We start from the raw sequence: 26,423 nt of genomic DNA on the forward strand, positions 1-26,423 counted from the left end.
CCTTGGACTTGCTGGTTGCGGTCGTCATCGTCGGCGGCCGTTCTCTCTGGGGGCATTTCACGCGTTCAGGAGCGTATCCCGAGCGCTCGTGAAAACTATCACAAGCGTCTTTGGGCGCCCTAATTGATCGATCAAGGCGTTCCTACCCGGGTTGGTTCTCCAGCGGGGTGATGTCCTCGGGGACCTCGAGGAGCTTGTCGGTGCGCTCGCCACGGATCTTGGGGAGGGCGAAGGTGAGGAGCACGATGAGGGCGGTGGCGACTATGACGCCGACGATGACGACGGGGCCGCGGTAGAGGGTCACGAAGACCGATCCGAAGGACATCAGGCCGGCCCAGAGCCACATGATCAGCACGGCACGGCGCTGGGAGTGGCCGATCTCCAGGAGGCGGTGGTGGAGGTGCTTCTTGTCCGCGGCGAAGGGTGACCGGCCGGCGCGGGTGCGGCGTACGACGGCCAGCACGAGGTCGACGAGAGGGACCACCAGGATCGTCAGGGGTAGCAGCAGGGGCAGGAAGGTGACCAGGAGCGCGGTGGAGGCGTCGAAGGCGTTCACGTTCAGACCGCCGGCGTTGTAGGAGCCCGAGAGGGTGACCGCGCTGGCGGCGAGGATCAGGCCGATCAGCATCGAGCCGCTGTCCCCCATGAACAGCCGGGCGGGATGCCAGTTGTGGATGAGGAAACCGACGCAGGCTCCGGCGAGGGCGACGGTCAGGAGAGCCGCGGTCGAGGCGCGGCCGATGTCGTTGATTCGAGTGAACTGGTAGCAGAACAGGAACAGCGCCAGCGCGCCGATACCGACGACACCCGCGGCCAGACCGTCGAGACCGTCGATGAAGTTGACCGCGTTGACCACGGTGATCACGACGAGCCCGGTGAGCAGAGCGCCCTGGGCGGGGTCGATCGAGAACTGGGTGCCGTCGGGGAAGGTGATCAGGCTGTACTGCAGGTTGAAGCCCACCAGGATCGCGGTCGCCAGCACCTGACCGCCCAGCTTGGTGAGGGCGTCGAGCTCGAAGATGTCGTCGACGACGCCGACGATGCAGATCAGCGCGCCGGCGAGGATCACGACGCCGGTGTCCTGGAGCACGAAGTCCGGAGCATCGGCCAGGAACGGCAGCTCACGGGCGACCAGGTAGGCGGCCACCAGGCCACCCAGCATCGCCACGCCGCCCATGTAGGGGATCGGAACGGCGTGTACGTCGCGGTCGCGGACCTTCGCGACGGCCCCCGTGCGCATCGCGAACTCGCGGGCGACGACGGTGAGCAGGTAGGTCACCACGGCGGCGACCAGGAAGAGGAGGACGTAGGCGCGCATCAGGCTTCTGTGTCGGCGTCCGTGGCGGGCAGGTCGGTCTCGGGCCCGTCGGTCTCGGGCATGTTGGCAGGGTCCGGATCGCCCGGCCGACGGATGGCGACGTCGTGATCGGCGAGGATCTCGTTGATCCGATCGATGCTGATCGCGCCCTCCCGGAGAACCTTCGGCTCGTCACCGGTGGCGGAGACGATCGTGGACGCCTCGCCGACCGGCGACTCGCCGCCGTCGATGATGGCCTTGACCATCTTGCCGAGCATCTCGTCGGCCTGGTCGGCGTTGGTGGCGGCAGGCTTCGTGGTGCGGTTGGCCGAGCTGGTCGCGAGCGGACCGACCCGGTCGATGATCCGGCGCAGGATGTCGGAGTCGGGGATGCGTACGGCCACTGTCTGGCGGGCCTCGCCGAGGTCCCACTGCAGCGACGGCTGCTGGTGGAACACGACCGTCAGGGCGCCGGGCCACAGCTCCTCGACGAGGCTGCGCGCCCAGTCGGGGATCCGCGTCGCGAGGGCGTCGAGGGTGGCGACGTTGGAGATCAGCACCGGCGGCGGCATCGAGCGGCCTCGGCCCTTGGCTGCGAGCAGACCGGCGACGGCGCCCTTGTCGAACGCGTCGGCGGCGATGCCGTAGACCGTGTCGGTCGGGACGATCACGAGCTCGCCGGCCTGAAGGGCCGCCGCAGCAGCATCGATCGCCTCGGTCTGCTCGTCCTCGGTCGCGATCGGGTAGCGCTCAGTCACAGTGCTCATGTTGCCAGTTGTGCGGTCGTGAAGCGCGGACGGCCTGCCAGATCGAGGTGATCGCGTACGTCCTGCCATCTTCCGGTGGCGGCGAAGACCGCCGGAGCGCCACCGTTCTGACCGTCCGGGCCCTGCTCGTCGGCGTGCTCGAACCCGACCACTCCCCCGGGCCTGAGCAGCTCGGCGGCCCGCCGTTCCAGGACGCGGATCGCGTCCAGCCCGTCCTGCCCGGAGAAGAGCGCGAGGTCGGGGTCGTGGTCGCGCGCCTCGGCGGCGACGGACTCCCAGGCTTCGAGCGGGATGTACGGCGGATTGCAGACGAGCACGTCGACACTGCCGTCCAGGTCGGTGAACTCGTCGGCCATGTCGCCCTGCCGGAGGTCCACCCCGGTGCCGGTCAGGTTGCGTACGGCCCAGGGGTAGGCGTCCTCGGAGAGCTCGACCGCGTGCACCTCGGCGCTCGGGACCTCGTCGGCGATGCTCTTCGCGATCGCTCCCGACCCCGTGCAGAGATCGACGACGACGGGCTGGTCGATGGTCGCGGCCAGGTCGATCGCCCAGCCGGCGAGCAGCTCGGTCTCGGGCCGCGGCACGAAGACGCCGGGACCGACGGCGAGCTCGACGTGCCGGAAGTACGCGACCCCGGTCAGGTGCTGCAACGGCTCGCGTTCCGCGCGGCGAGCGAGCAGGTCCGCGTAGGCCTTCTCCTGGGGCTCCGCCACGTCGTCGACGAGGAAGAGACGGTTGCGGTCGGTGTCGAGGACATGGGCCAACAAGATGGCCGCATCGGCGTCCGGGCTCTCGACTCCGGCCTCTGCGAGCTGCTTTCGGGCACTTGCCAGAAGTGTGCGCGGGGCGGTCATGGGCAACTGCTCCTGAATGTGTTAGTCATGCTTTACCCGGCTGAGGGTAACGTTCGGGCGCCTCAACGGTTCTTCCGGTCATATCGGGGGACGCGGGACTGGCCGCACACCTCGTCGGGCGCTGTGCTGCCCCACCATCACACCCGAGATCTCCCCCGGAAGGAAACATCACCCCATGAAGTGGCTTTTGCTGCTTGCACTCATCCTCGTCCTCGCCCTCCTGATCTGGTTCTTCTTCGGACGCCCGGTCCGCAAGGACGCCAAGGCCGCACATCGAGCCGATGAGGACCACCCGGCCGCCGAGGACACCGGCGCGCCCGTCGCCGCTGCCGCCGTCCCCGCCGAGGCGTCCGTGGCCGAGCCGGCTGACGAGACTCCTGCTACTGAGGCTGCGGTCGCGGAGGAGCCCAAGGCCGAAGAGCCCGCCGAGACTGCTGTCGAGGCCGAGGTCGCCGAGACCGCCACGGACGACGTGACCGAAGCGGACACCGCTGCGGTCGTCGCGGAGGCCGAGAGCGTCACCGCGGCCGCTGCCGCCGCTGACGCGACCGAGGCTCCGGAAGAGGATGTTCCCGTGGCGGCCGAGCCGGAGGCCTCCCCGGCCGCCGAGGCGCCCGCCGCGACCAAGGATGCTCCCTACCCCGGTGCGGTGCTGCCGGCTGCTGATGGAAGCAGCTCGGACGCTGCGTACGACATCAAGGGCAGCAGCGGGAAGAAGTACCACACGACGGCGAGCCCCTACTACGGCCGTACGAAGGCAGCCGTCTACTTCGACTCCGTGGAGTCGGCCGAGGCGGCCGGGTTCATCGGGGCGAGCAGCGACTTCTACGACCGCAGCAAGAAGGCCGACACCGCCGAGACCGACCAGCCGCTGCCGCCGGCGAGCAGCTACGGCGCCGGTAGCGCCGACCCGCTCGAGGACGGCTCCAGCCCGCACCCGGCGTACGTCGTGAAGGGCAACATCCGCAAGGACGGCGCGAAGCGCTACCACACCTCCGCGAGCACGGCCTTCAAGCGGACCCAGCCCGAGGTCTGGTTCGACAGCGAGGCCTCCGCCGAGGCCGCCGGTTTCGTCGTGGGCTTCAAGAAGAAGGCCAACGCCTGATCCGCACCGCCAAACACTCGAAGGTCGCAGTCACTCGGTGACTGCGTCCTTCGAGTTTGTGACGGGCCTCAGGAGTCGAGCGAGGCCAGGCGGGCCGCCAGGTCGGCGTCCACGGCGCTGCCGATCACCGGCTCCAGGTCGCCGTCGAGGACATGGTCGAGGTTGTAGGACTTGTAGCCGGTGCGGTGGTCGGAGATGCGGTTCTCCGGGAAGTTGTAGGTGCGGATGCGCTCGGAGCGGTCGACGGTGCGCACCTGGGAGCGGCGGGCGTCGGAGGCTTCCGCGTCGGCAGCGTCCTGGGCCGCCTGGAGCAGGCGCGAGCGGAGCACGCGCATGGCCTGCTCCTTGTTCTGCAGCTGCGACTTCTCGTTCTGCATCGAGACGACGATGCCGGTGGGGATGTGGGTGATCCGGACCGCCGAGTCGGTGGTGTTGACCGACTGGCCGCCGGGGCCCGAAGAGCGGTAGACGTCGATGCGGAGGTCGTTGTCGTTGATCTCGACATCGATGGGCTCGGCCTCGGGAACCACCAGGACACCGGCGGCCGAGGTGTGGACGCGGCCCTGCGACTCGGTGACCGGCACCCGCTGGACACGGTGTACGCCACCCTCGAACTTGAGCAGAGCATAGGGCGCCCGGCCGGGCTCGGAGGTCCCCTTCGCCTTCACCGCGACGGTGACCGACTTGTAGCCGCCGAGGTCGGACTCGTTGGCGTCGAGGAACTCGAGCTTCCAGCCCTGACGCTCGGCATAGCGGGTGTACATCCGCAGCAGGTCGCCGGCGAACAGCGCCGACTCCTCACCACCCTCCCCCGACTTCACCTCGAGAATGGCGTCCTTGTCGTCGGTCGGGTCGCGGGGCACGAGCAGGCGACGCAGCCGCTCCTCGGCCTCCTCGCGCTGCGGCACCAGCGCGTCGGCCTCCTCGGCGAACGCGGGGTCCTCCCCCGCCAGCTCGCGGGCGGCCTCGATGTCGTCACCGAGCTGCTGCCAGGAGTGGTAGGCGTCGATGATCGAGCTCAGCTCGGCGTACCGCTGGTTGAGCTTCTTCGCCAGGCGCGCGTCGGCGTGGGTCTCGGGCTCGGCAAGCCGCTTCTCGAGGCCCTCGTGCTCCTCGATCAGCCCTTCGACCGCTTCAAACTGTGACATCTCCGCCTCGCTTCTCGCTTGGAAGGAATACCCGGTTAACCGGGTATTCCTGCACTTCTCGGGCGTTGCAACACCCCGGAAGTGCAGGAATTGCCCGATAAGTTCGATGAAATGCGCCGCGCCGGCCCCCACGAACATGTGGGGGCCGGCGCGTTGAGAGCTACTTGTTGCGCTTGCCGAAGCGAGCCTCGAAGCGAGCCACGCGACCGCCGGTGTCGAGGATCTTCTGCTTGCCCGTGTAGAACGGGTGGCAGTTGGAGCACACGTCGGCGCGGATGGCGCCCTCGGCCACGGTGCTGCGGGTGGTGAACGAGTTTCCGCAGGTGCAGGTGACCTGGGTCTCGACGTAAGTCGGGTGGATGTCGGTCTTCATGAGGTTCCTCTCAAGACATTGGGTTCCGGGTCGCCACCGCAGGTTGCGGGACGTGAACCGGCACCGAGGATTCAGTGTATGTGAACGCCTGGGGCCGCCAATAATTCCCGGCGGCCCCAGGACGCACATCGCACTCCGCGCTTCGCGCGGTCACTCCCTCGCTCGGCGCGAGCGGACGAGCAAGCTCGCCGCTCGACCTCGCTACGGTCGTCTCAGCTCTTGGCGACCTCGTTGAGCAGCACCATGTTGGTGGCGGACCCGGTGACCTTGTCGACCAGGACCGAGGCGGCCTTGGCACCGTCGAGCGTGGCCAGCGAGGCGCGCAGCTTGCGGACCGCGTCGCCCTCGCCACCGGCGAAGAGCAGGTCGTCGCGGCGGGTGCCGGAGGCGTTGACGTCGACGGCGGGGAAGATCCCGGCCTCGGCGTACTCCTCGCTCAGGCGCAGCTCGGAGTTGGCGGTGTCCTTGAACGCATCGAAGATGATCTCGTCGGTCTTGGAACCGGTCTCAACCGCAGCCGTGGCCAGGATGGTCAGCGAGCCGCCGTCCTCGACGTTGCGGGCCGCACCGAAGAACCGCTTGGTCGGGTAGAGCGCCGCGGAGTCGACGCCGCCACCGAGGATGCGGCCCGACGCCGGGACGGAGAGGTTGTACGCCTTGCCCAGGCGGGTCAGCCCGTCGAGCAGGACGACCACGTCGTGGCCGAGCTCGACCAGGCGCTTGGCCCGCTCGATGGCCAGCTCGGCGACCACGGTGTGGTCGGCGGGCTGACGGTCGAAGGTGGAGGCGATGACCTCGCCCTTGACGCTGCGCTCGAAGTCGGTGACCTCCTCCGGGCGCTCGTCGACGAGCACCACCATCAGGTGGCACTCGGGGTTGTTGGCGGTGATCGCCCCGGCGATCGCCTGCAGGACGGTCGTCTTGCCCGCCTTGGACGGCGAGGCGATCAGGCCCCGCTGGCCCTTGCCGATCGGCGAGATCAGGTCGATGATCCGGCCGGTGACCGGGTCGGAGCCGCCCTCGAGGCGGAGCCGCTGGTCGGGGTGGACCGGGGCGAGCTTGTCGAACTCGACGCGGTGCCTGGCGACCTCGGGGTCGGCACCGTTGACCGAGTCGATGCGCACCATCGGGTTGTACTTCTCCTTGCGCTCGCCCTCGCGGGGCTGCCGCACCTGGCCGACGATCGCGTCGCCACGGCGCAGGCCGAGGCGCTTGACCAGCGACAGGGAGAGGTAGACGTCGTCCGGTCCGGGCAGGTAGCCCGAGGTGCGGACGAAGGCGTAGTTGTCGAGTACGTCCAGGATGCCCGCCGCAGGCACGAGCACGTCGTCCTCGAGGACGGTCGTGTCCGGCTCGCCGCGGCCCGGGCGGTTGCGGTCACGGTCGCGGCCACGGCGGCGGCGGTTGCGGCGGCTGCCACCCTCGCCGTCGTCATCGCCCGCGTCGTCGGCCGAGTCGGCCGGCCGCTCCCTCTGGGCGTCCTCGTTCTTCTTCTCGGCGGCAGGCTGGCCGGCCTTGGCCGGACCCTTGCTCTGGCCACCACCGGCGGGCTGACCGGACTGACCGGACTGACCGCCCTGGCCACTCTGACCGCCCTGGCCACTCTGACCGCCCTGGCCCTGGCCGCCGCTCTTGTTCTGGTTCTGGTTGCGCTGGCGACGCGGGCGCTGGGTGCCCTCGTTACCGGCGTCAGCAGCCTCGGCGGACTTCTCCGCGGGCTTCTCGGCCGGCTTCTCTGCGATCTTCTCCGCAGGCTTCTCAGCGGCAGGCTTCTCGGCAACAGGCTTCTCGGCGGCGGCAGGCTTCTCGGCCCGCTCCGTCGGCGCCGACTGCGCGCGGCTGCTCTGTGCAGCCTTGATCGCGTCGATCAGCTGGGCCTTCTTCATCGAGTTCGCCCCGGTGATACCCATACCGTTCGCCATCGCCTTGAGATCGGCGAGGAGCATTCCGCCAAGGCCACCGCGCTTCTTCGGGGCTCCGTTCGGCTCCGGCGCAGTGGATTCCATGGTTTCAGTCACGTGAGTCCTTTCCCACGTATCGCCGATCGGCGTACGACGCCGACGGCTCGTTTGTCAGAACCCCTGACGCACCGATGCGCGCCAAACGAAGTGGCACGGCACGAAAGGGGGATAGCACTTCCGCGGGCCTGAACGGCCCAACGGATGTATCCCCAGGCTAACACGCATGGCACCCCTCACAGCAGGGGCCCGGAACGCGGGTCAGAGGATGCGTACGCCGTCCATGTCGACGCTCAGCGCATGACACGCCCAGCCCTCGGGACAGCGGGCGGCGAGCTTGGTGGTCTCGGCGGACTCGACCCCGCTGCTGAACGCCAGGACCGTGGGCCCGGCGCCGGAGACGATCGCAGCGACGCCGTCGGCGCGCAGCTCGTCGACCAGGGCGAGCGACTCCGGCATGGCGGGTCGGCGGTACTCCTGGTGCAGGAAGTCGCGGGTGGCGCGGTGCAGGTGTTCGGGCGCATCGCTCAAAGCAGCGACCAGCAGGGCCGTACGCCCCGCATCGGCCGCCGCGTCGGAGTGCGGGACGGTGTCGGGCAGCAGCCCCCGGGCGGCCTTGGTCTCGACGCCGGTCGCGGGAACGAAGACCACGACGCTGACCCTCGGGTCGACGGCGGTGCGAACAGCAAAGAAGCCGTCGTCGTCGCCCGCGATCGTGAAGCCGCCGTGGAAGGCGGGGGCCACGTTGTCGGGGTGGCCCTCGATCTCGGCGGCTTTCTGGAACAGGGTGTCGTCGTCGAGGATCAGCTCTCCCCCGGCGACCAGGGCCCGAGCGAGCACGAGGCCGCCGATGATCGCGGCCGAGGACGAGCCCAGGCCACGCGCGTGCGGGATCCGGTTGCGGCAGTGCAGCCGCAGACCTGCCGGCTGCTTGCCGATGATCTCGAAGGCGGCCCGCATGGAGCGTACGACGAGGTGGGACTCGTCGAGCGGGACCGTGCCCTCACCCGCACCCTCGACGGTGACCTCCAACGTCCCGCCCGGCACGACCTCGCCGGTGAGCTCGTCACGCAGGTCGAGCGCCAGCCCCAGCGAGTCGTAGCCGGGGCCGAGGTTGGCGGAGGTGGCCGGGACGGTGACGGTCACCGGGCCTTCTACGAACGTCATCGGTTCTACACGAGCCCGGCTGCGGCCGCCGCGGCCTCGAGATCGGCGTCGATGATGATCTCGGGCAGCTCACCGAAGAACTCCAGCGCGGTGGCGGTGTCCTTGAGGCCGTGGCCGGTGACGGTGATGACCGTGGTGGCTCCGGCGTAGGTCTCCCCCGCCTCGAGGTCGGCGAGGAGCCCGGCGACACCGGCCGCCGAGGCGGGCTCGACGAAGACGCCGTCGTTGCGGGCGAGCAGCGACTGGGCGGAGAGGATCTGGTCGTCGGAGAGGGCGCGGAAGCGGCCACCGGACTTGGCGGCCGCGGCCTCGGCGAGCTGCCACGAGGCCGGGTTGCCGATGCGGATCGCGGTCGCCTTGGTCTCGGGGTGCTCGACGGGGTGGCCGAGCACGAGCGGCGCGGCGCCCTCGGCCTGGAAGGCGCGCATGACCGGGGTCTTGGTGGCGTGGCCGGCCGCTGCGTACTGCTCGTAGCCGAGCCAGTAGGCGGAGAGGTTGCCGGCGTTGCCGATGGGCATGAGGTGGTAGTCGGGGGCGTCGCCCAGGCGGTCGACGACCTCGAAAGACGCCGTCTTCTGGCCCTCGAGACGGACCGGGTTGACGGAGTTGACCAGCGCAACCGGGTAGCTGTCGGCGAGGGCGCGGGAGAGCTTGAGGCAGTCGTCGAAGTTGCCGCGTACCTTGACCACCTCGGCGCCGTGGACCAGCGCCTGGGCCATCTTGGCGGCACTGATCTTGCCGTTGGGGACGAGCACGACCGGGGTGATCCCGGCCTTGGCGGCGTAGGCGGCCATCGAGGCCGACGTGTTGCCGGTCGAGGCGCAGACCACTGCCTTGGCGCCCTCGTGGACGGCGACGGAGATCGCCGCCGTCATACCGCGGTCCTTGAACGAGCCGGTCGGGTTCTGGCCCTCGACCTTCAGCCACACCTCACCCTTGGTGGCACCGGAGAGCCACTCGGAGTGGACCAGCGGGGTGCCGCCCTCACCGAGCGTGACCGCCGGGGTGTCCTGGGGGATGTCGAGGAGGGTTCGATACTCCTCGATCACACCGCGCCATTGGCTAGTGGTCATCAAACTGCTCCTTCTACGCGCATCACCGAGGCGACGTCGCGGACGTACTCCATCTCGCGCAGGTGCTGCACGGTCGCCGCGAGCGCGGCATCGGGGGCCTCGTGGGAGACGACGACGAGCTGGGCGTCCTCTCCCCTGCCTTCTTGGCGTACGGCCTTGATCGAGACGCCGTGCTCGGAGAAGGCGGTCGCGACGGCGGCGAGCACGCCGGCCTTGTCAGCCACGTCGAGGCTGACGTGGTAGCGGGTGACGGTCTCGCCCATCGGGCGCACCGCGCGGTCGGCGTAGGCGGACTCGCCGAAGGCACGGGCGCCGAGGACCTTGTTGCGGGCGATCGTGACCAGGTCGCCCAGGACGGCGCTCGCGGTGGGATCCCCGCCCGCGCCCTGGCCGTAGAACATCAGGTCGCCGGCCGAGGCGGACTCGACGAAGACGGCGTTGTAGGCGCCGCGTACGGTCGCCAGCGCGTGGGTGCGCGGGATCATCACCGGGTGGACTCGCACCGAGACGTCGTCGTCCTCGAGCTCGGCGATCGCGAGGAGCTTGACGACGCTGCCCATGGCCTTGGCCGAGGCGACGTCGCCGGCGGTCACCTCGGTGATGCCCTCGCGGTAGACGTCGCTGGCGGTCACCCGGGTGTGGAAGGCGAGGCTCGCCAGGATGGCGGCCTTGGCGGCGGCGTCGAAGCCCTCGACGTCGGCGGTCGGGTCGGCCTCGGCGTAGCCCAGCTCCTGGGCCTCGGCGAGGGCCTCCTCGAAGCCGGCACCGTAGGTGTCCATCTTGTCGAGGATGTAGTTGGTGGTGCCGTTGACGATGCCCATCACCTTGGTGACGTGGTCGCCGACGAGCGAGTCGCGCAGGGGGCGCAGGATCGGGATCGCGCCGGCGACCGCGGCCTCGTAGTAGAGGTCGGTGCCGGCCTTCTCGGCGGCCTCGTAGAGCGTCGGGCCGTCCTCGGCGAGCAGCGCCTTGTTGGCGGTGACGACGCTGGCGCCGCTCTCCAGCGCCTCGAGAATGAGACCGCGGGCCGGCTCGATGCCGCCGATCACCTCGACCACGAGGTCGACGTCGTCGCGGGCGACCAGGCCCTGGGCATCCGTGGTGAGCAGCTCCGCGGGCACCTCGACGTCGCGCGGGGCGTCGAGGCGGCGTACGGCCACGCCCCTGATCTCCAGCGGCGCACCCACTCTGGCGGCGAGATCCGCATCGCCCTCGAGCAGGAGCCGGACCACCTGGGACCCCACCACACCGCAGCCGAGGACGGCGACGCCCAAGGGATCGACGGCGTGCGCGGTCGTCTTGTTGCTGCTCACGCGCCAAGGGTATCCGGGACAGGCTCCGGGGTCCGACTTCCGCTCTAGGCGCGGACACCTCCGCCGGGTTTCGGCTCAGGTCAGCAGTACGACCTTGCCGGTGGTCTCCCGGGCCTCGAGCGCACGATGGGCAGCCGCCGCATCGGCCAGCGGGAAGGCGGAGCCGACGTACGGCGCGCGCGAGCCGTCCGCGGCGGCCTCGAGCGAGGCCTGCTCGAACTCCTTGATCCGGCCCTGGACCCAGGGGCCGAGGATGTCGATGATCTTCGCGGCGCCTTCGTAGCCGTCCTGGTCGCCGGAGAATCTGACCATCCGCCCGTCCGGCTCGAGGTGGGCGTAGACCTGCCTGGGTACGGCACCGCCGAGCCCGTCGAGGAGGACCGTGATCCGGGGCTCCTCGGCGCGAAGCCGCTCGAGCCAGCCGTCCGTGCGGTAGTCGATCGCGGTCTGCGCGCCGAAGCCGCGGGCGATCTCGAGCTTGGCGTCCGAGCCCGCGAGCCCGACCGCGCGGGCGCCCGCGTTGCGGATGCCCTGGAGCAGGATCGCGCCCATGCCACCGGCGGCCGAGGTGACCACGACGACGTCGTCGGGCGTGATCTGGGCGGCCTCTAGCACCGCGGCCGAGGTGCGGCCGGTACCGATCGCAGCCACGGCCTCGGCCGACTCCAGCCCGTCGGGACGTCGGTAGAGCTGGGTCTCGTCGGCGACCGCGAGCTCGGCGTAGCCGCCGCTGCTTCCCGGACCGAGATGCGCGACGACCCTCGCGCCCCGCCAGGTCTCGTCGACGCCCTCACCGAGCTCGTCGACCACGCCGGCGACCTCGCGGCCAGGAGTCATCGGGAGCTCCGGTCGCGGCATCGTCGGCGGCAGGTCGCCCGCTCGGATCGAGGTGTCGAGACGGTGGATGCCCGCGGCCTCCACCCTGATGCGTACCTGGCCCGGACCTGGTGTCGGGTCGGGCACCTCCTCGAGTCGCAGGACCTCCGGGCCGCCGAACTCGTGCTGTCTGATCGCTCGCATGACTCGAGTCAACATGCTCAAGCTCACTTGAGGTCAAGGGCTTTCCCCAAGCCTTGGATCAGTTCAACCGTCAGGCGAGCTCCGGGATCGGCCGCAGCACCGCGGCGACATCGCGCGCCAGACGTACGCGACGGAGCAGCTCCTCCGCATCCGGCTCCACGTCGGTGGTGACGGTGATGGCGTCGTTGCGGGCGACCACCCACAGCCGCTCGTCGACCACGTGGCTGGCGAACCGGGACAGCGAGCGTGCATGCTCCTCGTCGGCGGCGATGACGGCACCGTCGGGGGTGGTCACGTTGGTCTTGGCGCGGAACTCCGGCGGGAAGAAGATCGGCGTGGGCACCCGGCCGGTGCCGGTGTTGCCCGAACCCGGCGAGAGCCCGATCATCGCGGCCGTCTTCGGCAGGTGGGCGGGGACCCGCACCACCACCCAGCGCGCCGGACGCCAGGGCCCCTTCCCGGGGGACGCCTTGCCGTGCCAGTACTCGACCAGGATCCCGTCGCAGGTGCCGTCGACGACGAGGTCGCAGCGCTCGGCGCGTACGTCCGGCCCCAGCACCTCCCACCGCACCGGCCGCTGCGCGGCAGCCTTGCCGGTCACCACCGTCCAGCCGAAGGTCTGGGCCGCTCGGGACACGCTGTCCCGCCGCTCCTTCGTCAGCCGGGCGACAGACGCTCGCGGCACCTGGGACGGCGTCGCGAGCGGTCTCTCTGAGTAGACCCCCCTCGGCATGCGCCCCATCGTAGGCTCACGGACCCAGGGATTTCGGGAAGGCGAAACCGAATTTCGTACGCCACGCGGTTTGATGGGTGCGTGCTGTTCCCCAACGCCGACCTCGAACGCATCCGCACCGGCGAGGTCGACCTCGCCTTCCGCCGCTGGAAACGTCCGATGCATGTCGCCGGCGGCCGCCAGCGCACCCGGATGGGCGTGGTCGAGTTCGTCTCCGTCTCGCCGGTGTCCTGCGACACGCTGACCGACGAGGACGCCCGCCGGGCCGGCACGACCCTGGACGACCTGCTCGCCTTCCTGTCCCGCAAGGACGGCGAGGTCTACCGGATCGAGATGCGCTACGCCGGCGAGGACGAGCGGGTCGCGCTGCGTACCAAGCGCCCGGGAAAGACCGAGACCGCCGCGCTGGTCGCGAAGCTGGCCGACATGGACCGGCGCGGCCGCCGCGGCCCGTGGACGCGGGAGCACCTCGAGCTCATCGAGGCTCGGCCCGGTGAGCTGGCCGAGACCATCGCGGCCTCGATCGGGCGGGAGAAGAAGCCGTTCAAGTCCGACATCCGCCGGCTCAAGGAGCTCGGTCTCACCGAGTCCCTCCCCGTCGGCTACCGCCTCTCACCGCGCGGCCGCGCGGTCCTCCGGGCCTTGCGGGCGTGAGCCCGATCAGCCGAGATCGGTCGCGAAGAGGTCGTCCTCGGTCTCGCGCCGGACGATCACCCGGGACTCACCGTCGCGGACCGCGACGACCGGCGGCCGCAGGGCGTGGTTGTAGTTGGAGGCCATCGAGCGCCCGTAGGCGCCGGTGCCGGGGACCGCGATCAGGTCGCCGGGAGCGATGTCGGCAGGCAGGAACTCGTGCTTGACCACGATGTCGCCGGCCTCGCAGTGCTTGCCGACGACGCGGCCGAGCACGGGCCCGGCGGACGAGGACCGGCCGGCGAGGGTGGCGGAGTAGTCGGCGTCGTAGAGAGCCGTGCGGATGTTGTCGCTCATCCCGCCGTCGACGCTCACATAGGTGCGGGTGACGCCGCCGTCGAGGGCGACCTCCTTGACCGTGCCGACCGTGTAGACGGTGCACATCGAGGGGCCCACGATGGCGCGGCCCGGCTCGATCGAGAGGTGCGGCACCGCGAGGCCGAAGCCACGGCACTCGTGCTCGACGATCGCGGTGAGCTCCTCGGCCAGGGCCTTGGGCGTCGAGGGGTCGTCCTGGGTGGTGTAGGCGATGCCGAAGCCACCACCGAGGTCCATCTCGGGAAGCTCGGTGCCGAGCTCGTCCCGGATCCGCGCCTGCAGCGCGAGCACCCGCCGGGTGGCGACCTCGAAGCCGGAGGAGTCGAAGATCTGGGAGCCGATGTGGGAGTGGAGCCCGCGCATCTCGACGTTCGGGGCCTCCAGCAGCCGGCGTACGGCCTCGAAGGCGTCGCCGGAGGAGATCGAGAAGCCGAACTTCTGGTCCTCGTGGGCGGTGGCGATGTATTCGTGGGTGTGGGCCTCGACGCCGGCAGTCACCCGCACCATCACCCGGGCGGTGATGCCGGTCTCGGCGGCGATCGCGGCGACCCGCTCGACCTCGTCGAAGGAGTCGACGATGATCCGTCCGACGCCCGCGACGATCGCCCGGCGCAGCTCCATCGGGGTCTTGTTGTTGCCGTGGTAGCCGATCTTCGCCGGGTCGACCTCGGCACGCAGCGCGACCGAGAGCTCACCGTTGGAGCAGACGTCGAGGCAGAGCCCCTCCTGCGCCACCCAGCGCGCCACCTCGGTGCACAGGAACGCCTTGCCGGCGTAATAGACGTCATAGCCCGTGAAGGCGTCACGGAACGCGCGGGCGCGCTCGCGGAAGTCGGCCTCGTCCAGGACGTACGCAGGGGTGTTGATGTTCGCGACCAGGTCGGGCACCGCGACACCCCCGACGGTGAGGACACCGTCGGTCTTCTCGGCCGTCGCCGACCACAGCGCCGGCACGAGGGCGTTGACGTCGTCGGGGGTCTTCAGCCATACCGGGGAGGTTCCGGTGAACGAACCCGGCGATGCGTGGGACGACATCACATACGCTCCGGGGCCGAGACGCCGAGCAGACCGAGGCCGTTGGCGAAGACGGTGCGGGCGGCGGAGACGAGTGCCAGCCGGGCCAGGTTGATGGGCGCGACCGGCTCGTCGCCCTTGGGCAGCATCCGGCAGTCGTCATCGTCGTACCAGCGGTGGAAGATCCCGGCGGTGTCCTCGAGGTAGCGGGCGACGCGGTGCGGCTCGCGCAGCTCGGCGGCGGTCGCGACCACGCGAGGCAGCTCGGCCAGCGCACGCAGCAGCTCGCCCTCGCGCTCGTGGGTGAGCAGCGCCGGCTCGAAGGTGTCGAGGTCGATCTGCATGCCCAGGTCGGCCGCGTTGGCCATCATCCGGCAGGTGCGCGCGTGGACGTACTGCACGTAGTAGACCGGGTTGGCGCTGTCGGCCTTGGCCCACAGGTCGAGGTCGATGTCGATGTTGGAGTCGCTGGAGTAGCGCGCCAGCGCGTAGCGGGCCGCGTCCACCCCGATCGCCTCGACGATGTCGTCGATGGTGACCACGGTGCCGGCACGCTTCGACATCCGCATCGGCTGGCCGTCCCTGAGGAGGTTGACCATCTGGCCGATCAGGATCTCGAGGTTCTCGTGGGGCGTGTCGCCGAAGGCGGCGCACATCGCCATCATCCGGCCGACGTAGCCGTGGTGGTCGGCACCCAGCATGATGAAGCACCGGTCGAAGCCGCGCTCGCGCTTGTCGAGGTAGTAGGCGAGGTCGCCGGAGAAGTAGGCCCCGTTGCCGTCGGCCTTGATGACGACGCGGTCCTTGTCGTCACCGAACTTCTCGGTCGCCAGCCAGATCGCGCCGTCCTTCTCGTAGACGTTGCCGAGCTCGCGGAGCTTCTCGATGGCGCGCTCCACGGCTCCGGACTTGTGGAGGTTGTCCTCGTGGAAGTAGACGTCGAAGTCGACGTTGAAGTCGTGCAGGCTCTGCTTGATCTCGGCGAACATCAGCTCCACGCCGATCGACCGGAAGACCTCCTGCGGGTCGTCGCTCTCGAGCGCGTTCGGCTCCTTGGCGAGGACCTGCTTGGCGATCTCCTCGATGTACGCCCCGCCGTAGCCGTCCTCGGGCACCGGCTGGCCCTGGGCCCACGCCAGGAGCGAGCGCGCGAAGCGGTCGATCTGGCCGCCGTGGTCGTTGAAGTAGTACTCCCGGGTGACCTCGGCGCCGGACGCCTCCAGGACACGACCGAGCGCGTCCCCGACCGCGGCCCAGCGGACACCACCGAGGTGCAGCGGGCCGGTCGGGTTGGCGGAGACGAACTCCAGGTTGATGTTGTGGCCCTTGAAGGCCTCGTTGTTGCCGTACGCGGCCCCGGCGGCGACGATCTCGCCCGCCACCTTGCCCTGGGCACCGGCCTCGACGGAGATGTTCAGGAAGCCCGGACCGGCGATCTCGACGTCCGCGATCCCGTCGGTCGCCTTCAGCTTCTCGGCAACCTGCTCGCCCAGCGCACGCGGGTTCATCCCCGCCTTCTTGGCCAGCTGCAGCGCCACGTTGGTGGCGTAGTCGCCGTGCCCCTTCTGCCGGGGTCGCTCCACCGTGACAGTGCTCGGAACGCCGTCGGGAAGGGTGATCGCACCCTCATCGACGAGCGCGGTGAGGACATCGACGACCGCGGTGGAAAGCTGCTCAGGAGTCACGTGGTCCAGCGTATAAGCGCCAGTCGGTTTCACCGTTATCCGTCCCAGCCTGTAGGGTTCCATTCGCACTGCTCGAGCAGTGCATCGCCTCCGTAGCTCAGGGGATAGAGCGCCGGTTTCCGGTACCGTAGGCCGCAGGTTCGATTCCTGCCGGGGGCACAGATGAGACCGCTGGGTGACCAGCGGTTTCTCTCATTTCAGCCGAAAACGGACGGCGGACGACGCCAGTTCCTGCCACGCTGTCGGCGATATGAACCCCACAGACGTACGCCATGTCCTCTTCGATGCCGACGGCGTCCTCCAGCATCTCCCCGGAGGTTGGTACGCCGCGGCGGAACCGTTCCTCGGTGAGAGCTCGGAGAGCTTCCTCCGAGCCGCCTGGGCGTTGGAGCTGCCCCTGCTCACCGGCGGTGATGTCGACTTCCTGGCGGCGCTGGAGGGCTTGCTCGTGGAGCACGGGTCGTCGGCTTCCGCCGGGGAGGTCTACGCCGCGGTGTGGAGCTCGGCCGAGACGGTCGTGGCGACGGCCGATGTCGTACACCGCCTGCGAGCCGCCGGCTATGGCGTGCACCTCGGCACGAACCAGGCCCCACACCGGAGCAACTTCATGCGCGCCACCCTCGGCTACGACGACCTCTTCGACGTGAGCTGCTACTCCTACGAGCTCGGTGTGGCCAAGCCCGACCCAGCCTTCTTCCACCGAGCGGCCGACCGCATCGGAGCCGAGCCGGGTGAGATCCTGTTCATCGACGACAGCGCCAAGAACGTCGAGTCCGCTCGATCGACAGGCATGCCGGCGATCCACTGGACCTCCGACGTCGGCGACGAGCTCACGGCTTCGGCCAGTGCGGCGCGAGCCGAGCACGCCGGGCAGGCCGCCCTCATCGAACAGCTGGCCGCCCGCGGCGTCCATCTCTGATCTGCTCGCTCACAGACCCTCGGCGAGCGTGTGCGCGACGAGGGCGTTGGCGTGACCGTGCCCGAGGGCGTACTCGGTCTTCAGGTGCGTCACGAGCTCCATGTGCTTGGTGATCCCGCTGTCGCGGATGATCTGCTGCCACTCCGCGATCGGGCGGCCGTACTTCTTCTCGATGGACGGGAAGTAGGCGGCGGGGCCCTTCACCTGGTCGGTCATCTCTGGTCTCCTTGGGTAAAGCGTGGCGACGATCGCCACACGCCTACGCGTCGAACCGAGCATGACCGCTTCGACACGGTCCACAACAGAAATTCGGGAGACCCACGTGACCAGCTATCCCCCAGCCCCTTGGCACATGCACGGATCGATGTGGCTCTCGGTCTACCGGCTCGCCCACGACGTCGACGAGCTGCGCCCGAAGGGCATCTACGCGGTCGCTCTGGTCGACTACACCGAGCCGAGCCCGCTGACCTACCACGAGCTCCTCTCCGCCCGGGTGATCACCGCGTCCAACGGGAAGAAGGCGGTGAGCGTCGTCGACATCTGGGTGGACTCCCCCGACTCCGTGGCCGGCGGGCGTACGTTGTGGGCGATCCCGAAGGGGTTGGCCAAGTTCAGCGGAGGTTCGTCCACCAAGGGGCCGCTGGCGACCCACACCTGGGAGGCGAGCTCCGACGACGGTCCGATCGCGACGGCGAAGTTCAACGACATCACCCAGCTCGCCCCGCGCGTGCCGATGCAGGGCAACGTCGAGCAGCCCGGCATCGAGGAGCACCCCGACACCGCCTGGCTCACCATGAAGGGCCGCGCCAAGCTCCTGCCCGCGCACGGCACCTGGGTCTTCGACCCCGACGGCCCGCTCGCCTACCTCCGCGACGCCACCAAGCTCGGCTCCTTCCGCGGCAAGGGCTTCGAGATCGACTTCGGCTGACCCAGGAGTGTCGGTGGTCGCGAGTAGCGTCGATGGGCATGAATGCACACCACATCGACTACCTCGAGCTCGCGGTCACCGACCTCCCGAGCTCCCGCACGTTCTACGAGTCCGCCTTCGGGTGGTCCTTCAACGACTACGGCGGGATGTACGCCGGGATCGTCGGGCCCGACGGCAAGGACGAGAACGGCGGGATGTACGCCTCCGAGACCCCCGTCGCCCCGCTTCCGTTGATCCGCACGGCCGACCTGGAAGCCGCGGTGGCGGCCGTCGAGAAGGCCGGCGGCACGATCACCGAAGCGCCCTACGACTACCCCGGCGGGCGTCGGTTCATCTTCACCGACCCGTCCGGAAATCGACTCGGGGTCTACCAGCCCGCTGAATAGCCCCGATACCTAAGGCTCGACCGGATTACCCGGACCGCCCTAGACTCCGACCGCATGACCGACGCTACGCCGGCTCTGCTCGCGTATCTGTCCCGGTGGCTCGATGAGTCCCAGGGCGATCGCGACGCCGAAGCCGTTCTCTGGGGGAGAGTCGCGAAGGTGACCGAAGAGGCAGGCGAAGCCATCGCCGCAATCATCGGAGCCACCGGCCAGGATCCCCGACTGAATCCATTCGTGGGCAACACCCACGGCTACGACGACGTCGTCGATGGGCTCCTCGATGTTGCGATGACCGCGGTCGAGCACATGGCCGGCGCCGAGCGCGCCGGCGCTCCGACCTAGGTCGAGCCCTTCGACAAGCTCAGGAGAGTCGTCAGGACTTCCGCTTCGCGGCCTTCCGCTGAGCGCGAAGCCTGCGCTCCTCGGCGTACATCGCCTCGGCCTCCTCGAGCGTGGGGGCCGAGCCGCCGTACGCCTTCGGCAGCCACCACGAGCCCGGGGGCTGCTCCTCGGCGGGGTGCGCCTTGATCAGCCGGTCGAGCATGGCCTCCATCTGCGCCTTGAGCGCAGCGGTCTCGGCGGCAGGGTCCTCCCCGGTCACCGGCAGCGGCGGGCCGATCTCGATCCCGATCGTCTTGTGACGCGACAGGTCGACCTTCTGACCCTTGGTCATGATCCGCTGGGTGCCCCACAGCACGACGGGGATCAGCGGGACCCCGGCGTCGGCGGCGATGCGTACGGTGCCGGTCTTGAGGTCCTTGATCAGGAACGAGCGCGAGATCGTGGCCTCGGGGAAGATGCCGACGACCTCACCGTCCTGGAGGTACTCGACGGCCTTCTTCATCCCGGCCGCGCCGTAGCTGCGGTCGATCGGGATGTGGTGGAACGAGCGCATCACCGGGCCGCCGACGGGGTGGTCGAAGACCTCCTTCTTGGCGATGAACCGGGTCAGCCGGCCGCGCTCCGCCCCGGGGAACCCGGCCATGACGTAGTCGACGAAGGAGAGGTGGTTGACCGCCAGCAGGGCACCGCCCGACTCGGGGATGTGCTCCGCGCCGGTCATGTTGATCTTGATGTCGCCGAGCTTGAACCAGGTGCGAGCCGCGGCGATCGTGACCGGATAGCTGATGTCCATGGGCGAATCGTGTCACGTCGGCTTGAACGCCGCCCGACTAGCCTCGCCGGTGTGAGCACCCTTTACGTGACGACCACCGACGGGCTCCGACTGGCCGTCACCGACTTCGGGTCTCCCGGCGACACCCGCCCGACGCTGGTCTGCGTCCACGGCTACCCCGACAACGCCAGCGTCTGGCTTCCGTTGGTGAGGATCCTCGGCAGCGAGCTGCGGATCGTGACCTACGACGTACGCGGCCACGGCAGCTCGCAGGCACCAGCCAAGCGCGAGGGCTATCTGATCGAGCAGCTCAACGCGGATCTGCAGTCCGTCATCGACGCGGTCAGCCCGTCGACGCCGGTGCACCTGCTCGCCCACGACTGGGGCTCGACCCAGACGTGGGAGGCGGTCGCCGGCAACGTGCCATCCGAGCGGATCGCGTCGTTCACCTCGATCTCGGGGCCGAGCCTCGACCAGACCGGGGCCTGGCTGCGTACGCCGGCACGGACCGCCCGCGGCGTCCTCGAGCGTCTCAAGCAGGGCGCCGAGTCGACCTACATCGGGTTCTTCCAAGCCCCGCTGCTACCCGAGCTCGCGTGGCGCTCCGGGTTCCTCGACCGGATCGTCGGCGGCTCGGCCGTGGACCGCACCCAGGCCGACCGGATCAACGGCCTCGAGCTCTACCGCGCCAACGCGATCGCCCGGATGGGGCACCCTCAGCCACGACCGGTCACCGTCCCGGTCCAGGTCATCGCCCCGACCGGCGACGTCTACGTCAGCCGGGCGCTGGCGACCGAGGCCCCGCAGCCGTACGTCGCGGACCTGACGGTCCGCGAGGTCGCCGGCTCACACTGGGTGGTCGCCGATCATCCCGAGCGGATCGCCCCGTTGGTGCGCGACTTCGTCGCCGCGCACCAGTGACTCAGCCGTCACTCAGCCGCGGCAGCCGCGGTTGAGCCGGCCGTCGTTGCGCGCGTCGTTGCCCATCGCCCGGGCCGCCCCGACGTTGGGGAAGACGACGCTGGCAGCGCCGGCGTTGCCGATCCCACCGGGAACGACGCAGGTGCGGATCTTGCCCGGGTTGATCGCGGCGACGGCATTGGCGAGCTGGTAGAGGTCGCGGCCGGAGAGGCCGGTGGTGTGCATCTTCTTCATCACCAGCGAGACGCCCTTGGCCTTGAAGCCGATGTCGTACTGCCGGGCGACGATCTTGCGGTGGATGCCGCGGATGACGCGGGACTGGTTGGCCGAGCGGTCGAAGTCACCGCCGGGCAGCGTCTTGCGGGCCCGCGCGAAGTCGACCGAGTGCGGGCCGCTGATGTGGATCCGGCCCTTCTTGAAGCCGTAGCGCGCGACGTACGGATCGCTGAAGGCACGCGGGTTGTCGACGTCGACGCCGCCGATCCCGATCACCATGTCGCTCATGCCGGAGAAGGAGGTGACGAAGACGTACTGCGGCTGTACGCCGACCAGGTTGCCGACGGCGCGGCCCATCAGCTTCGGGCCGCCGTAGAGCAGCGCCGAGTTGATCTTGTCGCGCCCGTGGCCGGGGATGTTGACGTAGGAGTCGCGCGGGATGCTGATGTCGGTCGCATAGCCCGACGACGGGTTGAAGCCGATCAGGTGCAGCGCGTCGCCGCGGCTGCGGGTGACCTTCTGGCCGGGGCGGGCGTCCGAACCGACAGCGAGGACCCAGATCGTGCCGCCCTTGCGGGTGAACTTGGCAACGTCGAGACCCTTGGCCCACTTGGTCGCGATCAGCTCCGCGCGCGGCTCGGCAACCTCGGCGTCAGGCACCAGGACCGCGGTCAGCGCGAGCACGACGCCCAGCGCGAACGTGGTCAGGAGGCGGCGGCGTACGAGCATCGTGATGCGGCTCATGACTTGTCTCCCGAGGGGCTCGGCGAGGCGGACGGCGCCGAGGACGGGTCCAGCGCCAGCTTCTCCTCGCGGGTGACGTTGAAGCCGAAGACGGCCCAGGAGGTCTTGGTCGGCACCATGTCCAGGGTGCCGCGGACGGTCTGGCGTGACTCCCGGTCCCCCGTGGTGTCGTAGACCAGCCGCACTCGGGCGACGGCGCCGACCGGGTAGTTGTTGTTGGCCAGCAGATCGACGTGGACGTCGCTGGCGACGACCTCGACCCCGTCGATGTGAGGAGCGATCGTGGCGTTGCTCATCTGGGTCATCTGCTTGCCCGCCTGGGCGATCGTGACCTTGGAGAAGCCCGGAAAGGACTTCGCGGTGAAGGTCGAGGTCGCGCGCGGGTAGTCACCCCCGACGTACGCAGCCTGCAGCCACCGGTCGACGACCTTGGCCACGTTGGTGGAGACCGCCTGGTGCCGGCTCTTGGGGAACTTGCCCTGCACGTGGACGAGCTTCGCGGCCGACTTCACCGTGGCCGCCGGGGTCGGCGACGGGGACGGCGAGGCGGCCTTCTTGTCGGGCTCGCCACCGCATCCGGTGAGTGCCAAGGTGCTGCTCAGGGCCGCCGCCGTGAGTGCCGTTGCGACGCGCGAAAGGCGCCTCGTACTGCTGCTCGTCATGTGGGGAATCCGCCTCATAGACCTGCTCCGGGACCGGGCCACTGTACGCACACCGACCCGGGTTGCGCGTACACCCGGTCGGTAACGCAAGATGTGGGACGGATTACATCCTGTCCACAGGGAGAACCTGCGCCGGGCATTTGCGTGTTCGGGGGGATAGCCTTGCCCGTGGGCAACCCATTTCTTACAGTGCGAAAATTCGGAAGAGGCGAATCAAGCCGTGTCCTCAGGCACCCCGTCCCCCAACACTGCCGACATCCCAGCGGAATTCGGCGCCAACGAGTGGCTGGTCGAGGAGATGTACGACCAGTACACGAAGGATCCCAGCAGTGTTGACCCCGTGTGGGTGAAGTTCTTCGAGACCAACGGACAGCCTGGCGCGTCGCCGAACGGCACCGCCGCCCCGGCGACGCCCGCCGCCGCGCCCGCAGCCAAGGCTCCGGTCTCCCCCGCGCCGGCCACCGCGCCCGCGCCGACCACCCCCGCCTCCGCTGAGGCGCCGGCCGCCAAGGCGGCTCCGGCCCCCAAGGCGAAGCCGCGCCCCGCCGCGCAGGCCGCCGAGCCGGCCAAGGGCACCGCGACGCCCACTCCCAAGGACGCCCCGAAGCCGACCGCAGTCGCCGTCACCGACGAGCCGACCTACACCACCCTTCGCGGCATCCCCGCCGCCACGGCCAAGAACATGGACGTGTCGCTCGCGGTGCCGACCGCGACCTCCGTGCGCAACATGCCGGTCAAGCTGCTGTGGGACAACCGCACGGTCATCAACAACCACCTCAAGCGCGCTCGCGGTGGCAAGGTCTCCTTCACCCACCTCATCGGCTACGCCATCATCAAGGCGATCAAGGCGATGCCGGCGATGAACAACACCTACGCCGAGGTCGACGGCAAGCCGACCCAGGTGACCCCGCCGCACATCAACCTCGGTCTGGCCATCGACCAGCAGAAGAAGGACGGCACCCGCCAGCTGGTCGCACCCTCCATCAAGGGCTGCGAGCTGATGGACTTCGCCGGCTTCTGGACCGCGTACGAGGACATCGTCCGCAAGGCCAAGGACAACAAGCTGTCCATGGCCGACTACTCCGGCACCACGGTCAGCCTGACCAACGTCGGCGGCATCGGCACCAACAACTCGGTGCCGCGGCTGATGCAGGGCCAGGCCGCGATCATCGGTGTCGGCTCGATGGACTACCCGCCCGAGTTCCAGGGCGCCTCCCCCTCGAAGCTCGCCCAGAACGCGGTCTCGCGGATCATGACGATGACCTCGACGTACGACCACCGGGTCATCCAGGGCGCCCAGTCCGGCGAGTTCCTGGCCACCGTCCACCGGCTCCTGCTCGGTGAGAACGACTTCTACGACGAGATCTTCGCGTCGCTGCGGATCCCCTACGAGCCGATCCGCTGGAACCAGGACATCGACACCACCCACGACGACCAGATCTCCAAGCAGGTCAAGGTCGGCGAGATCATCCACGCCCACCGCGTGCGTGGTCACATGATGGCCGACACCGACCCGCTGGAGTACAAGCAGCGTTCGCACCCCGACCTGCAGATCGAGTCGCACGGGCTGACCCTGTGGGACCTCGACCGTGAGTTCCCGGTCGGCTCCTTCGCCGGCGGCCGCAAGCCGTTCATGAAGCTGCGCGAGATCCTCGGTGTCCTGCGTGACTCCTACGTCCGCACCACCGGCATCGAGTACATGCACATCCAGGACCCCGAGCAGCGCCGGTGGATCCAGGACCGCGTCGAGCGGCCCTACGACAAGACCCCGCGCCAGGAGCAGCTCCGGATCCTGTCGAAGCTCAACGAGGCCGAGGCCTTCGAGACCTTCCTGCAGACGAAGTTCGTCGGCCAGAAGCGGTTCTCCCTCGAGGGTGGCGAGACCGCGATCCCGGTCATCGACGAGGTCTGCGAGGCCGCCGCCGAGGCCGGTCTGGACGAGGTCACGATCGGCATGGCCCACCGCGGCCGCCTCAACGTGCTCGCCAACATCGTCGGCAAGTCCTACAACCAGATCTTCCGCGAGTTCGAGGGCAACATCGACCCGCGCACGGTCCAGGGCTCCGGCGATGTGAAGTACCACCTCGGTGCCGAGGGCGAGTTCCTCTCCGACCTGGGCGACACGATCAAGGTCTCCGTCGCCGCCAACCCGTCCCACCTCGAGACCGTCGACCCGGTCCTGGAGGGCATCGCCCGCGCCAAGCAGGACGTGCTCGACCAGGGCGCGGTCTTCCCGGTCCTGCCGCTGCTGGTCCACGGTGACGCCGCCTTCGCCGGCCAGGGTGTGGTCGCGGAGACGCTCAACCTGTCCCAGCTGCGTGGCTACCGCACCGGTGGCACCGTCCACCTGGTCATCAACAACCAGGTCGGGTTCACCACCTCGCCGGGCTCCTCCCGCTCCTCGCTCTACGCCACCGACGTCGCACGGATGGTGCAGGCGCCGATCTTCCACGTGAACGGCGACGACCCGGAGGCCTGCGTCCGCGTCGCGCGGCTCGCCTTCGAGTACCGCCAGGCGTTCAACAAGGACGTCGTCATCGACCTCATCTGCTACCGCCGCCGCGGTCACAACGAGGGCGACGACCCGTCGTTCACCCAGCCGATGATGTACGACCTGATCGAGCAGAAGCGCTCGGTCCGCAAGCTCTACACCGAGTCGCTGATCGGTCGTGGTGACATCACGATCGAGGAGGCGGAGCAGGTGCTGGCCGCCTACCAGGCTCGCCTGGAGCAGGTCTTCACCGAGGTGCGCGAGGCCGACAAGATGCCGCAGGCCTGGGAGACCGTCCCGGACTACCCCGAGAAGCCTGCCGGCGAGACCGTCACCGCGATCACCAACGATGTGCTGAAGCGGATCGCGGATTCGTACGTCACCCCGCCGGAGGGCTTCACGGTCCACCCGAAGGTGATGCCGCAGCTGCAGCGTCGCGCGACCCAGATCACCGACGGCGGCATCGACTGGGGCACGGGCGAGACGCTGGCGTTCGGGTCGCTCCTGATGGACGGACGCCCGGTGCGTCTGGCCGGTCAGGACTCGCGTCGCGGCACCTTCGTGCAGCGCTTCGCGACCATGATCGACCGCAAGAACGCCGACGAGTGGACGCCGCTCAACAACCTCACCGAGGACCAGGCGAAGTTCTACGTCTACGACTCGCTCCTCTCGGAGTACGCCGCGCTCGGCTTCGAGTACGGCTACTCGGTCGCGCGGCCGGACTCGCTGGTCCTGTGGGAGGCGCAGTTCGGTGACTTCGTCAACGGCGCCCAGTCGGTGATCGACGAGTACATCTCGGCGGGCAAGACCAAGTGGGGCCAGGACTCCGGTGTCGTGCTGCTGCTGCCGCACGGCTACGAGGGCCAGGGCGCCGACCACTCCTCGGCGCGCATCGAGCGGTTCCTCACGCTGTGCGCCGACGAGGCCATGGTCGTGGCGCAGCCGTCCTCGCCGGCGTCGTACTTCCACCTGCTTCGTACGCACACCCTCGGCGCCGAGCACCGGCCGCTGATCGTCTTCACCCCGAAGTCGATGCTGCGCCGCAAGGAGGCCGCCTCCCAGCCGGCCGACTTCACCTCGGGTTCGTTCCAGCCGGTCATCCCCGACACCGAGGCGGACGCCGCGAAGGTCAGCACCGTCCTGCTGGTCTCCGGCCGCCTCACCTGGGACCTCACGGTCGAGCGTAAGAAGCGGGACCGCGACGACGTCGCGATCGTCCGCGTCGAGCAGCTCTACCCGTGGCCGACCGACGAGCTCGCCACCGAGCTCGCGAAGTACCCCAACGCGAAGGTCAAGTGGGTCCAGGACGAGCCCTTCAACCAGGGCCCGTGGCCGAGCTACTACCTCAACGTGGTCCCCGAGCTGGGCCGCGAGGTCGAGCCGATCACCCGCACCGCCTCCTCGACCACCGCCGTCGGCACCATCAAGCGGCACACGGTCGAGCAGAAGGAGCTCATCGACCGCGCCTTCTCCTGATCCCCGGATCGAACCCAATGCCGAGTCGGCGCGTTCTAACGCGCCGAC

24 protein-coding genes, 1 tRNA gene and 1 pseudogene are annotated in these 26,423 nt (G+C 69.3%); 9 read left to right on the forward strand and 17 right to left on the reverse strand.

The window, feature by feature from the left end; all coding sequences use genetic code 11:
• Positions 1-142: 142 nt before the first annotated feature.
• From ABZU72_RS11640 to prmC, 3 genes are read right to left on the reverse strand one after another with little or no spacing between them, the layout of a single operon-like run.
• Positions 143-1,318: an MraY family glycosyltransferase gene (locus ABZU72_RS11640; protein ID WP_355019007.1), complete on the reverse strand. Its 1,176-nt coding sequence runs from the start codon at positions 1,316-1,318 to the stop codon at positions 143-145.
• The gene (locus ABZU72_RS11645) at positions 1,318-2,064 is read right to left on the reverse strand and encodes an L-threonylcarbamoyladenylate synthase (RefSeq protein WP_355019008.1); all 747 of its coding nucleotides are present in this window, start codon (positions 2,062-2,064) and stop codon (positions 1,318-1,320) included. Before ABZU72_RS11645 ends, ABZU72_RS11640 begins: the two co-directional genes overlap by 1 nt.
• Entirely contained in the window at positions 2,061-2,918 is an 858-nt protein-coding gene (prmC, locus tag ABZU72_RS11650) for a peptide chain release factor N(5)-glutamine methyltransferase (RefSeq protein ID WP_355019009.1), read from the reverse strand. The genes ABZU72_RS11645 and prmC overlap by 4 nt, the downstream gene beginning before the upstream one ends.
• A 712-nt stretch (positions 2,919-3,630) precedes the next feature.
• Here prmC and rplD point away from each other — a divergent pair.
• Positions 3,631-3,732 (forward strand): annotated as a pseudogene (rplD, locus tag ABZU72_RS11655) (50S ribosomal protein L4); the annotation flags it as partial.
• Between the two features lie 359 nt (positions 3,733-4,091).
• On the opposite strand, the gene prfA reads toward rplD, so the two are convergent.
• The 8 genes from prfA to ABZU72_RS11695 all read right to left on the reverse strand — a co-directional run bounded on the left by prfA (position 4,092) and on the right by ABZU72_RS11695 (position 12,712).
• A complete protein-coding gene (gene prfA / locus ABZU72_RS11660; RefSeq protein ID WP_355019010.1) occupies positions 4,092-5,171 on the reverse strand; it encodes a peptide chain release factor 1 in 1,080 nt (359 codons plus the stop codon).
• Between the two features lie 160 nt (positions 5,172-5,331).
• Positions 5,332-5,544, reverse strand: a complete 213-nt coding sequence (gene rpmE, locus ABZU72_RS11665; protein WP_350832694.1) for a 50S ribosomal protein L31 — start codon at positions 5,542-5,544, stop codon at positions 5,332-5,334.
• 212 nt (positions 5,545-5,756) lie between these two features.
• Positions 5,757-7,550: a transcription termination factor Rho gene (rho, locus tag ABZU72_RS11670; protein ID WP_355019011.1), complete on the reverse strand. Its 1,794-nt coding sequence runs from the start codon at positions 7,548-7,550 to the stop codon at positions 5,757-5,759.
• A 213-nt stretch (positions 7,551-7,763) separates the two neighbouring features.
• Positions 7,764-8,669 (reverse strand): homoserine kinase, encoded by a 906-nt coding sequence (gene thrB / locus ABZU72_RS11675; RefSeq protein WP_355019012.1) that lies wholly within the window; start codon positions 8,667-8,669, stop codon positions 7,764-7,766.
• 5 nt (positions 8,670-8,674) lie between these two features.
• A complete protein-coding gene (thrC, locus tag ABZU72_RS11680; RefSeq protein WP_355019013.1) occupies positions 8,675-9,742 on the reverse strand; it encodes a threonine synthase in 1,068 nt (355 codons plus the stop codon).
• The gene (locus ABZU72_RS11685) at positions 9,742-11,055 is read right to left on the reverse strand and encodes a homoserine dehydrogenase (protein ID WP_355019014.1); all 1,314 of its coding nucleotides are present in this window, start codon (positions 11,053-11,055) and stop codon (positions 9,742-9,744) included. Before ABZU72_RS11685 ends, thrC begins: the two co-directional genes overlap by 1 nt.
• Before the next feature lie 75 nt (positions 11,056-11,130).
• Entirely contained in the window at positions 11,131-12,075 is a 945-nt protein-coding gene (locus tag ABZU72_RS11690) for a zinc-binding dehydrogenase (RefSeq protein ID WP_355019015.1), read from the reverse strand.
• A 70-nt stretch (positions 12,076-12,145) separates the two neighbouring features.
• Positions 12,146-12,712: a hypothetical protein gene (locus ABZU72_RS11695; RefSeq protein ID WP_355019016.1), complete on the reverse strand. Its 567-nt coding sequence runs from the start codon at positions 12,710-12,712 to the stop codon at positions 12,146-12,148.
• Positions 12,713-12,889: 177 nt separating this feature from the next.
• On the opposite strand from ABZU72_RS11695, the gene ABZU72_RS11700 reads away from it, so the two are divergent.
• Positions 12,890-13,462, forward strand: a complete 573-nt coding sequence (locus tag ABZU72_RS11700; protein WP_355019017.1) for a hypothetical protein — start codon at positions 12,890-12,892, stop codon at positions 13,460-13,462.
• Positions 13,463-13,468: 6 nt separating this feature from the next.
• Here ABZU72_RS11700 and lysA read toward each other — a convergent pair whose 3' ends face one another.
• Together lysA and argS are read right to left on the reverse strand one after the other, a co-directional pair.
• A complete protein-coding gene (lysA, locus tag ABZU72_RS11705; RefSeq protein WP_355019018.1) occupies positions 13,469-14,854 on the reverse strand; it encodes a diaminopimelate decarboxylase in 1,386 nt (461 codons plus the stop codon).
• A complete protein-coding gene (gene argS / locus ABZU72_RS11710) occupies positions 14,854-16,518 on the reverse strand; it encodes an arginine--tRNA ligase (protein WP_355019019.1) in 1,665 nt (554 codons plus the stop codon). Before argS ends, lysA begins: the two co-directional genes overlap by 1 nt.
• Positions 16,519-16,604: 86 nt before the next feature.
• Here argS and ABZU72_RS11715 point away from each other — a divergent pair.
• Both ABZU72_RS11715 and ABZU72_RS11720 read left to right on the forward strand, forming a co-directional pair.
• Positions 16,605-16,677, forward strand: a tRNA-Arg gene (locus ABZU72_RS11715).
• Positions 16,678-16,768: 91 nt separating this feature from the next.
• Positions 16,769-17,437: an HAD-IA family hydrolase gene (locus tag ABZU72_RS11720; protein WP_355019020.1), complete on the forward strand. Its 669-nt coding sequence runs from the start codon at positions 16,769-16,771 to the stop codon at positions 17,435-17,437.
• 9 nt (positions 17,438-17,446) lie between these two features.
• Here the strand turns inward: ABZU72_RS11720 and ABZU72_RS11725 are convergent, their stop codons facing one another.
• Positions 17,447-17,653 (reverse strand): DUF4287 domain-containing protein, encoded by a 207-nt coding sequence (locus ABZU72_RS11725; protein WP_355019021.1) that lies wholly within the window; start codon positions 17,651-17,653, stop codon positions 17,447-17,449.
• Positions 17,654-17,759: 106 nt separating this feature from the next.
• On the opposite strand from ABZU72_RS11725, the gene ABZU72_RS11730 reads away from it, so the two are divergent.
• From ABZU72_RS11730 to ABZU72_RS11740, 3 genes are read left to right on the forward strand one after another with little or no spacing between them, the layout of a single operon-like run.
• Entirely contained in the window at positions 17,760-18,365 is a 606-nt protein-coding gene (locus tag ABZU72_RS11730; RefSeq protein WP_355019022.1) for an acetoacetate decarboxylase family protein, read from the forward strand.
• A gap of 38 nt (positions 18,366-18,403) precedes the next feature.
• A complete protein-coding gene (locus ABZU72_RS11735; RefSeq protein WP_355019023.1) occupies positions 18,404-18,751 on the forward strand; it encodes a VOC family protein in 348 nt (115 codons plus the stop codon).
• 54 nt (positions 18,752-18,805) lie between these two features.
• The gene (locus ABZU72_RS11740; protein ID WP_355019024.1) at positions 18,806-19,093 is read left to right on the forward strand and encodes a MazG-like family protein; all 288 of its coding nucleotides are present in this window, start codon (positions 18,806-18,808) and stop codon (positions 19,091-19,093) included.
• Between the two features lie 31 nt (positions 19,094-19,124).
• Here the strand turns inward: ABZU72_RS11740 and ABZU72_RS11745 are convergent, their stop codons facing one another.
• Entirely contained in the window at positions 19,125-19,886 is a 762-nt protein-coding gene (locus tag ABZU72_RS11745; RefSeq protein ID WP_355019025.1) for a lysophospholipid acyltransferase family protein, read from the reverse strand.
• 51 nt (positions 19,887-19,937) lie between these two features.
• On the opposite strand from ABZU72_RS11745, the gene ABZU72_RS11750 reads away from it, so the two are divergent.
• Entirely contained in the window at positions 19,938-20,786 is an 849-nt protein-coding gene (locus tag ABZU72_RS11750; RefSeq protein ID WP_355019026.1) for an alpha/beta fold hydrolase, read from the forward strand.
• A gap of 12 nt (positions 20,787-20,798) precedes the next feature.
• On the opposite strand, the gene ABZU72_RS11755 is transcribed toward ABZU72_RS11750, so the two are convergent.
• Both ABZU72_RS11755 and ABZU72_RS11760 read right to left on the reverse strand, forming a co-directional pair.
• Positions 20,799-21,746, reverse strand: a complete 948-nt coding sequence (locus ABZU72_RS11755) for an LCP family protein (RefSeq protein WP_355019027.1) — start codon at positions 21,744-21,746, stop codon at positions 20,799-20,801.
• On the reverse strand, positions 21,743-22,408 hold the full coding sequence (locus ABZU72_RS11760) for a hypothetical protein (RefSeq protein ID WP_355019028.1): 666 nt from the start codon (positions 22,406-22,408) through the stop codon (positions 21,743-21,745). Before ABZU72_RS11760 ends, ABZU72_RS11755 begins: the two co-directional genes overlap by 4 nt.
• 220 nt (positions 22,409-22,628) lie before the next feature.
• On the opposite strand from ABZU72_RS11760, the gene ABZU72_RS11765 reads away from it, so the two are divergent.
• Positions 22,629-26,375, forward strand: coding sequence for a multifunctional oxoglutarate decarboxylase/oxoglutarate dehydrogenase thiamine pyrophosphate-binding subunit/dihydrolipoyllysine-residue succinyltransferase subunit (locus tag ABZU72_RS11765; protein WP_355019029.1), 3,747 nt, complete (start codon positions 22,629-22,631; stop codon positions 26,373-26,375).
• Positions 26,376-26,423 lie beyond the last annotated feature (48 nt).

Source organism: Nocardioides sp. NPDC004968, assembly GCF_040608935.1.
GTDB lineage: Bacteria > Actinomycetota > Actinomycetes > Propionibacteriales > Nocardioidaceae > Nocardioides.

Excerpts from the sequence above, each read along its gene's own strand:
- ABZU72_RS11640 (WP_355019007.1), bottom strand. The coding sequence starts at position 1,318 with ATGCGCGCCTACGTCCTCCTCTTCCTGGTCGCCGCCGTGGTGACCTAC.
- ABZU72_RS11645 (WP_355019008.1), bottom strand. The coding sequence starts at position 2,064 with ATGAGCACTGTGACTGAGCGCTACCCGATCGCGACCGAGGACGAGCAG.
- prmC (WP_355019009.1), bottom strand. The coding sequence starts at position 2,918 with ATGACCGCCCCGCGCACACTTCTGGCAAGTGCCCGAAAGCAGCTCGCA.
- prfA (WP_355019010.1), bottom strand. The coding sequence starts at position 5,171 with ATGTCACAGTTTGAAGCGGTCGAAGGGCTGATCGAGGAGCACGAGGGC.
- rpmE (WP_350832694.1), bottom strand. The coding sequence starts at position 5,544 with ATGAAGACCGACATCCACCCGACTTACGTCGAGACCCAGGTCACCTGC.
- rho (WP_355019011.1), bottom strand. The coding sequence starts at position 7,550 with ATGGAATCCACTGCGCCGGAGCCGAACGGAGCCCCGAAGAAGCGCGGT.
- thrB (WP_355019012.1), bottom strand. The coding sequence starts at position 8,669 with ATGACGTTCGTAGAAGGCCCGGTGACCGTCACCGTCCCGGCCACCTCC.
- thrC (WP_355019013.1), bottom strand. The coding sequence starts at position 9,742 with ATGACCACTAGCCAATGGCGCGGTGTGATCGAGGAGTATCGAACCCTC.
- ABZU72_RS11690 (WP_355019015.1), bottom strand. The coding sequence starts at position 12,075 with ATGCGAGCGATCAGACAGCACGAGTTCGGCGGCCCGGAGGTCCTGCGA.
- lysA (WP_355019018.1), bottom strand. The coding sequence starts at position 14,854 with ATGTCGTCCCACGCATCGCCGGGTTCGTTCACCGGAACCTCCCCGGTA.
- ABZU72_RS11720 (WP_355019020.1), top strand. The coding sequence starts at position 16,769 with ATGAACCCCACAGACGTACGCCATGTCCTCTTCGATGCCGACGGCGTC.
- ABZU72_RS11725 (WP_355019021.1), bottom strand. The coding sequence starts at position 17,653 with ATGACCGACCAGGTGAAGGGCCCCGCCGCCTACTTCCCGTCCATCGAG.
- ABZU72_RS11735 (WP_355019023.1), top strand. The coding sequence starts at position 18,404 with ATGAATGCACACCACATCGACTACCTCGAGCTCGCGGTCACCGACCTC.
- ABZU72_RS11740 (WP_355019024.1), top strand. The coding sequence starts at position 18,806 with ATGACCGACGCTACGCCGGCTCTGCTCGCGTATCTGTCCCGGTGGCTC.
- ABZU72_RS11745 (WP_355019025.1), bottom strand. The coding sequence starts at position 19,886 with ATGGACATCAGCTATCCGGTCACGATCGCCGCGGCTCGCACCTGGTTC.
- ABZU72_RS11755 (WP_355019027.1), bottom strand. The coding sequence starts at position 21,746 with ATGAGCCGCATCACGATGCTCGTACGCCGCCGCCTCCTGACCACGTTC.
- ABZU72_RS11760 (WP_355019028.1), bottom strand. The coding sequence starts at position 22,408 with ATGACGAGCAGCAGTACGAGGCGCCTTTCGCGCGTCGCAACGGCACTC.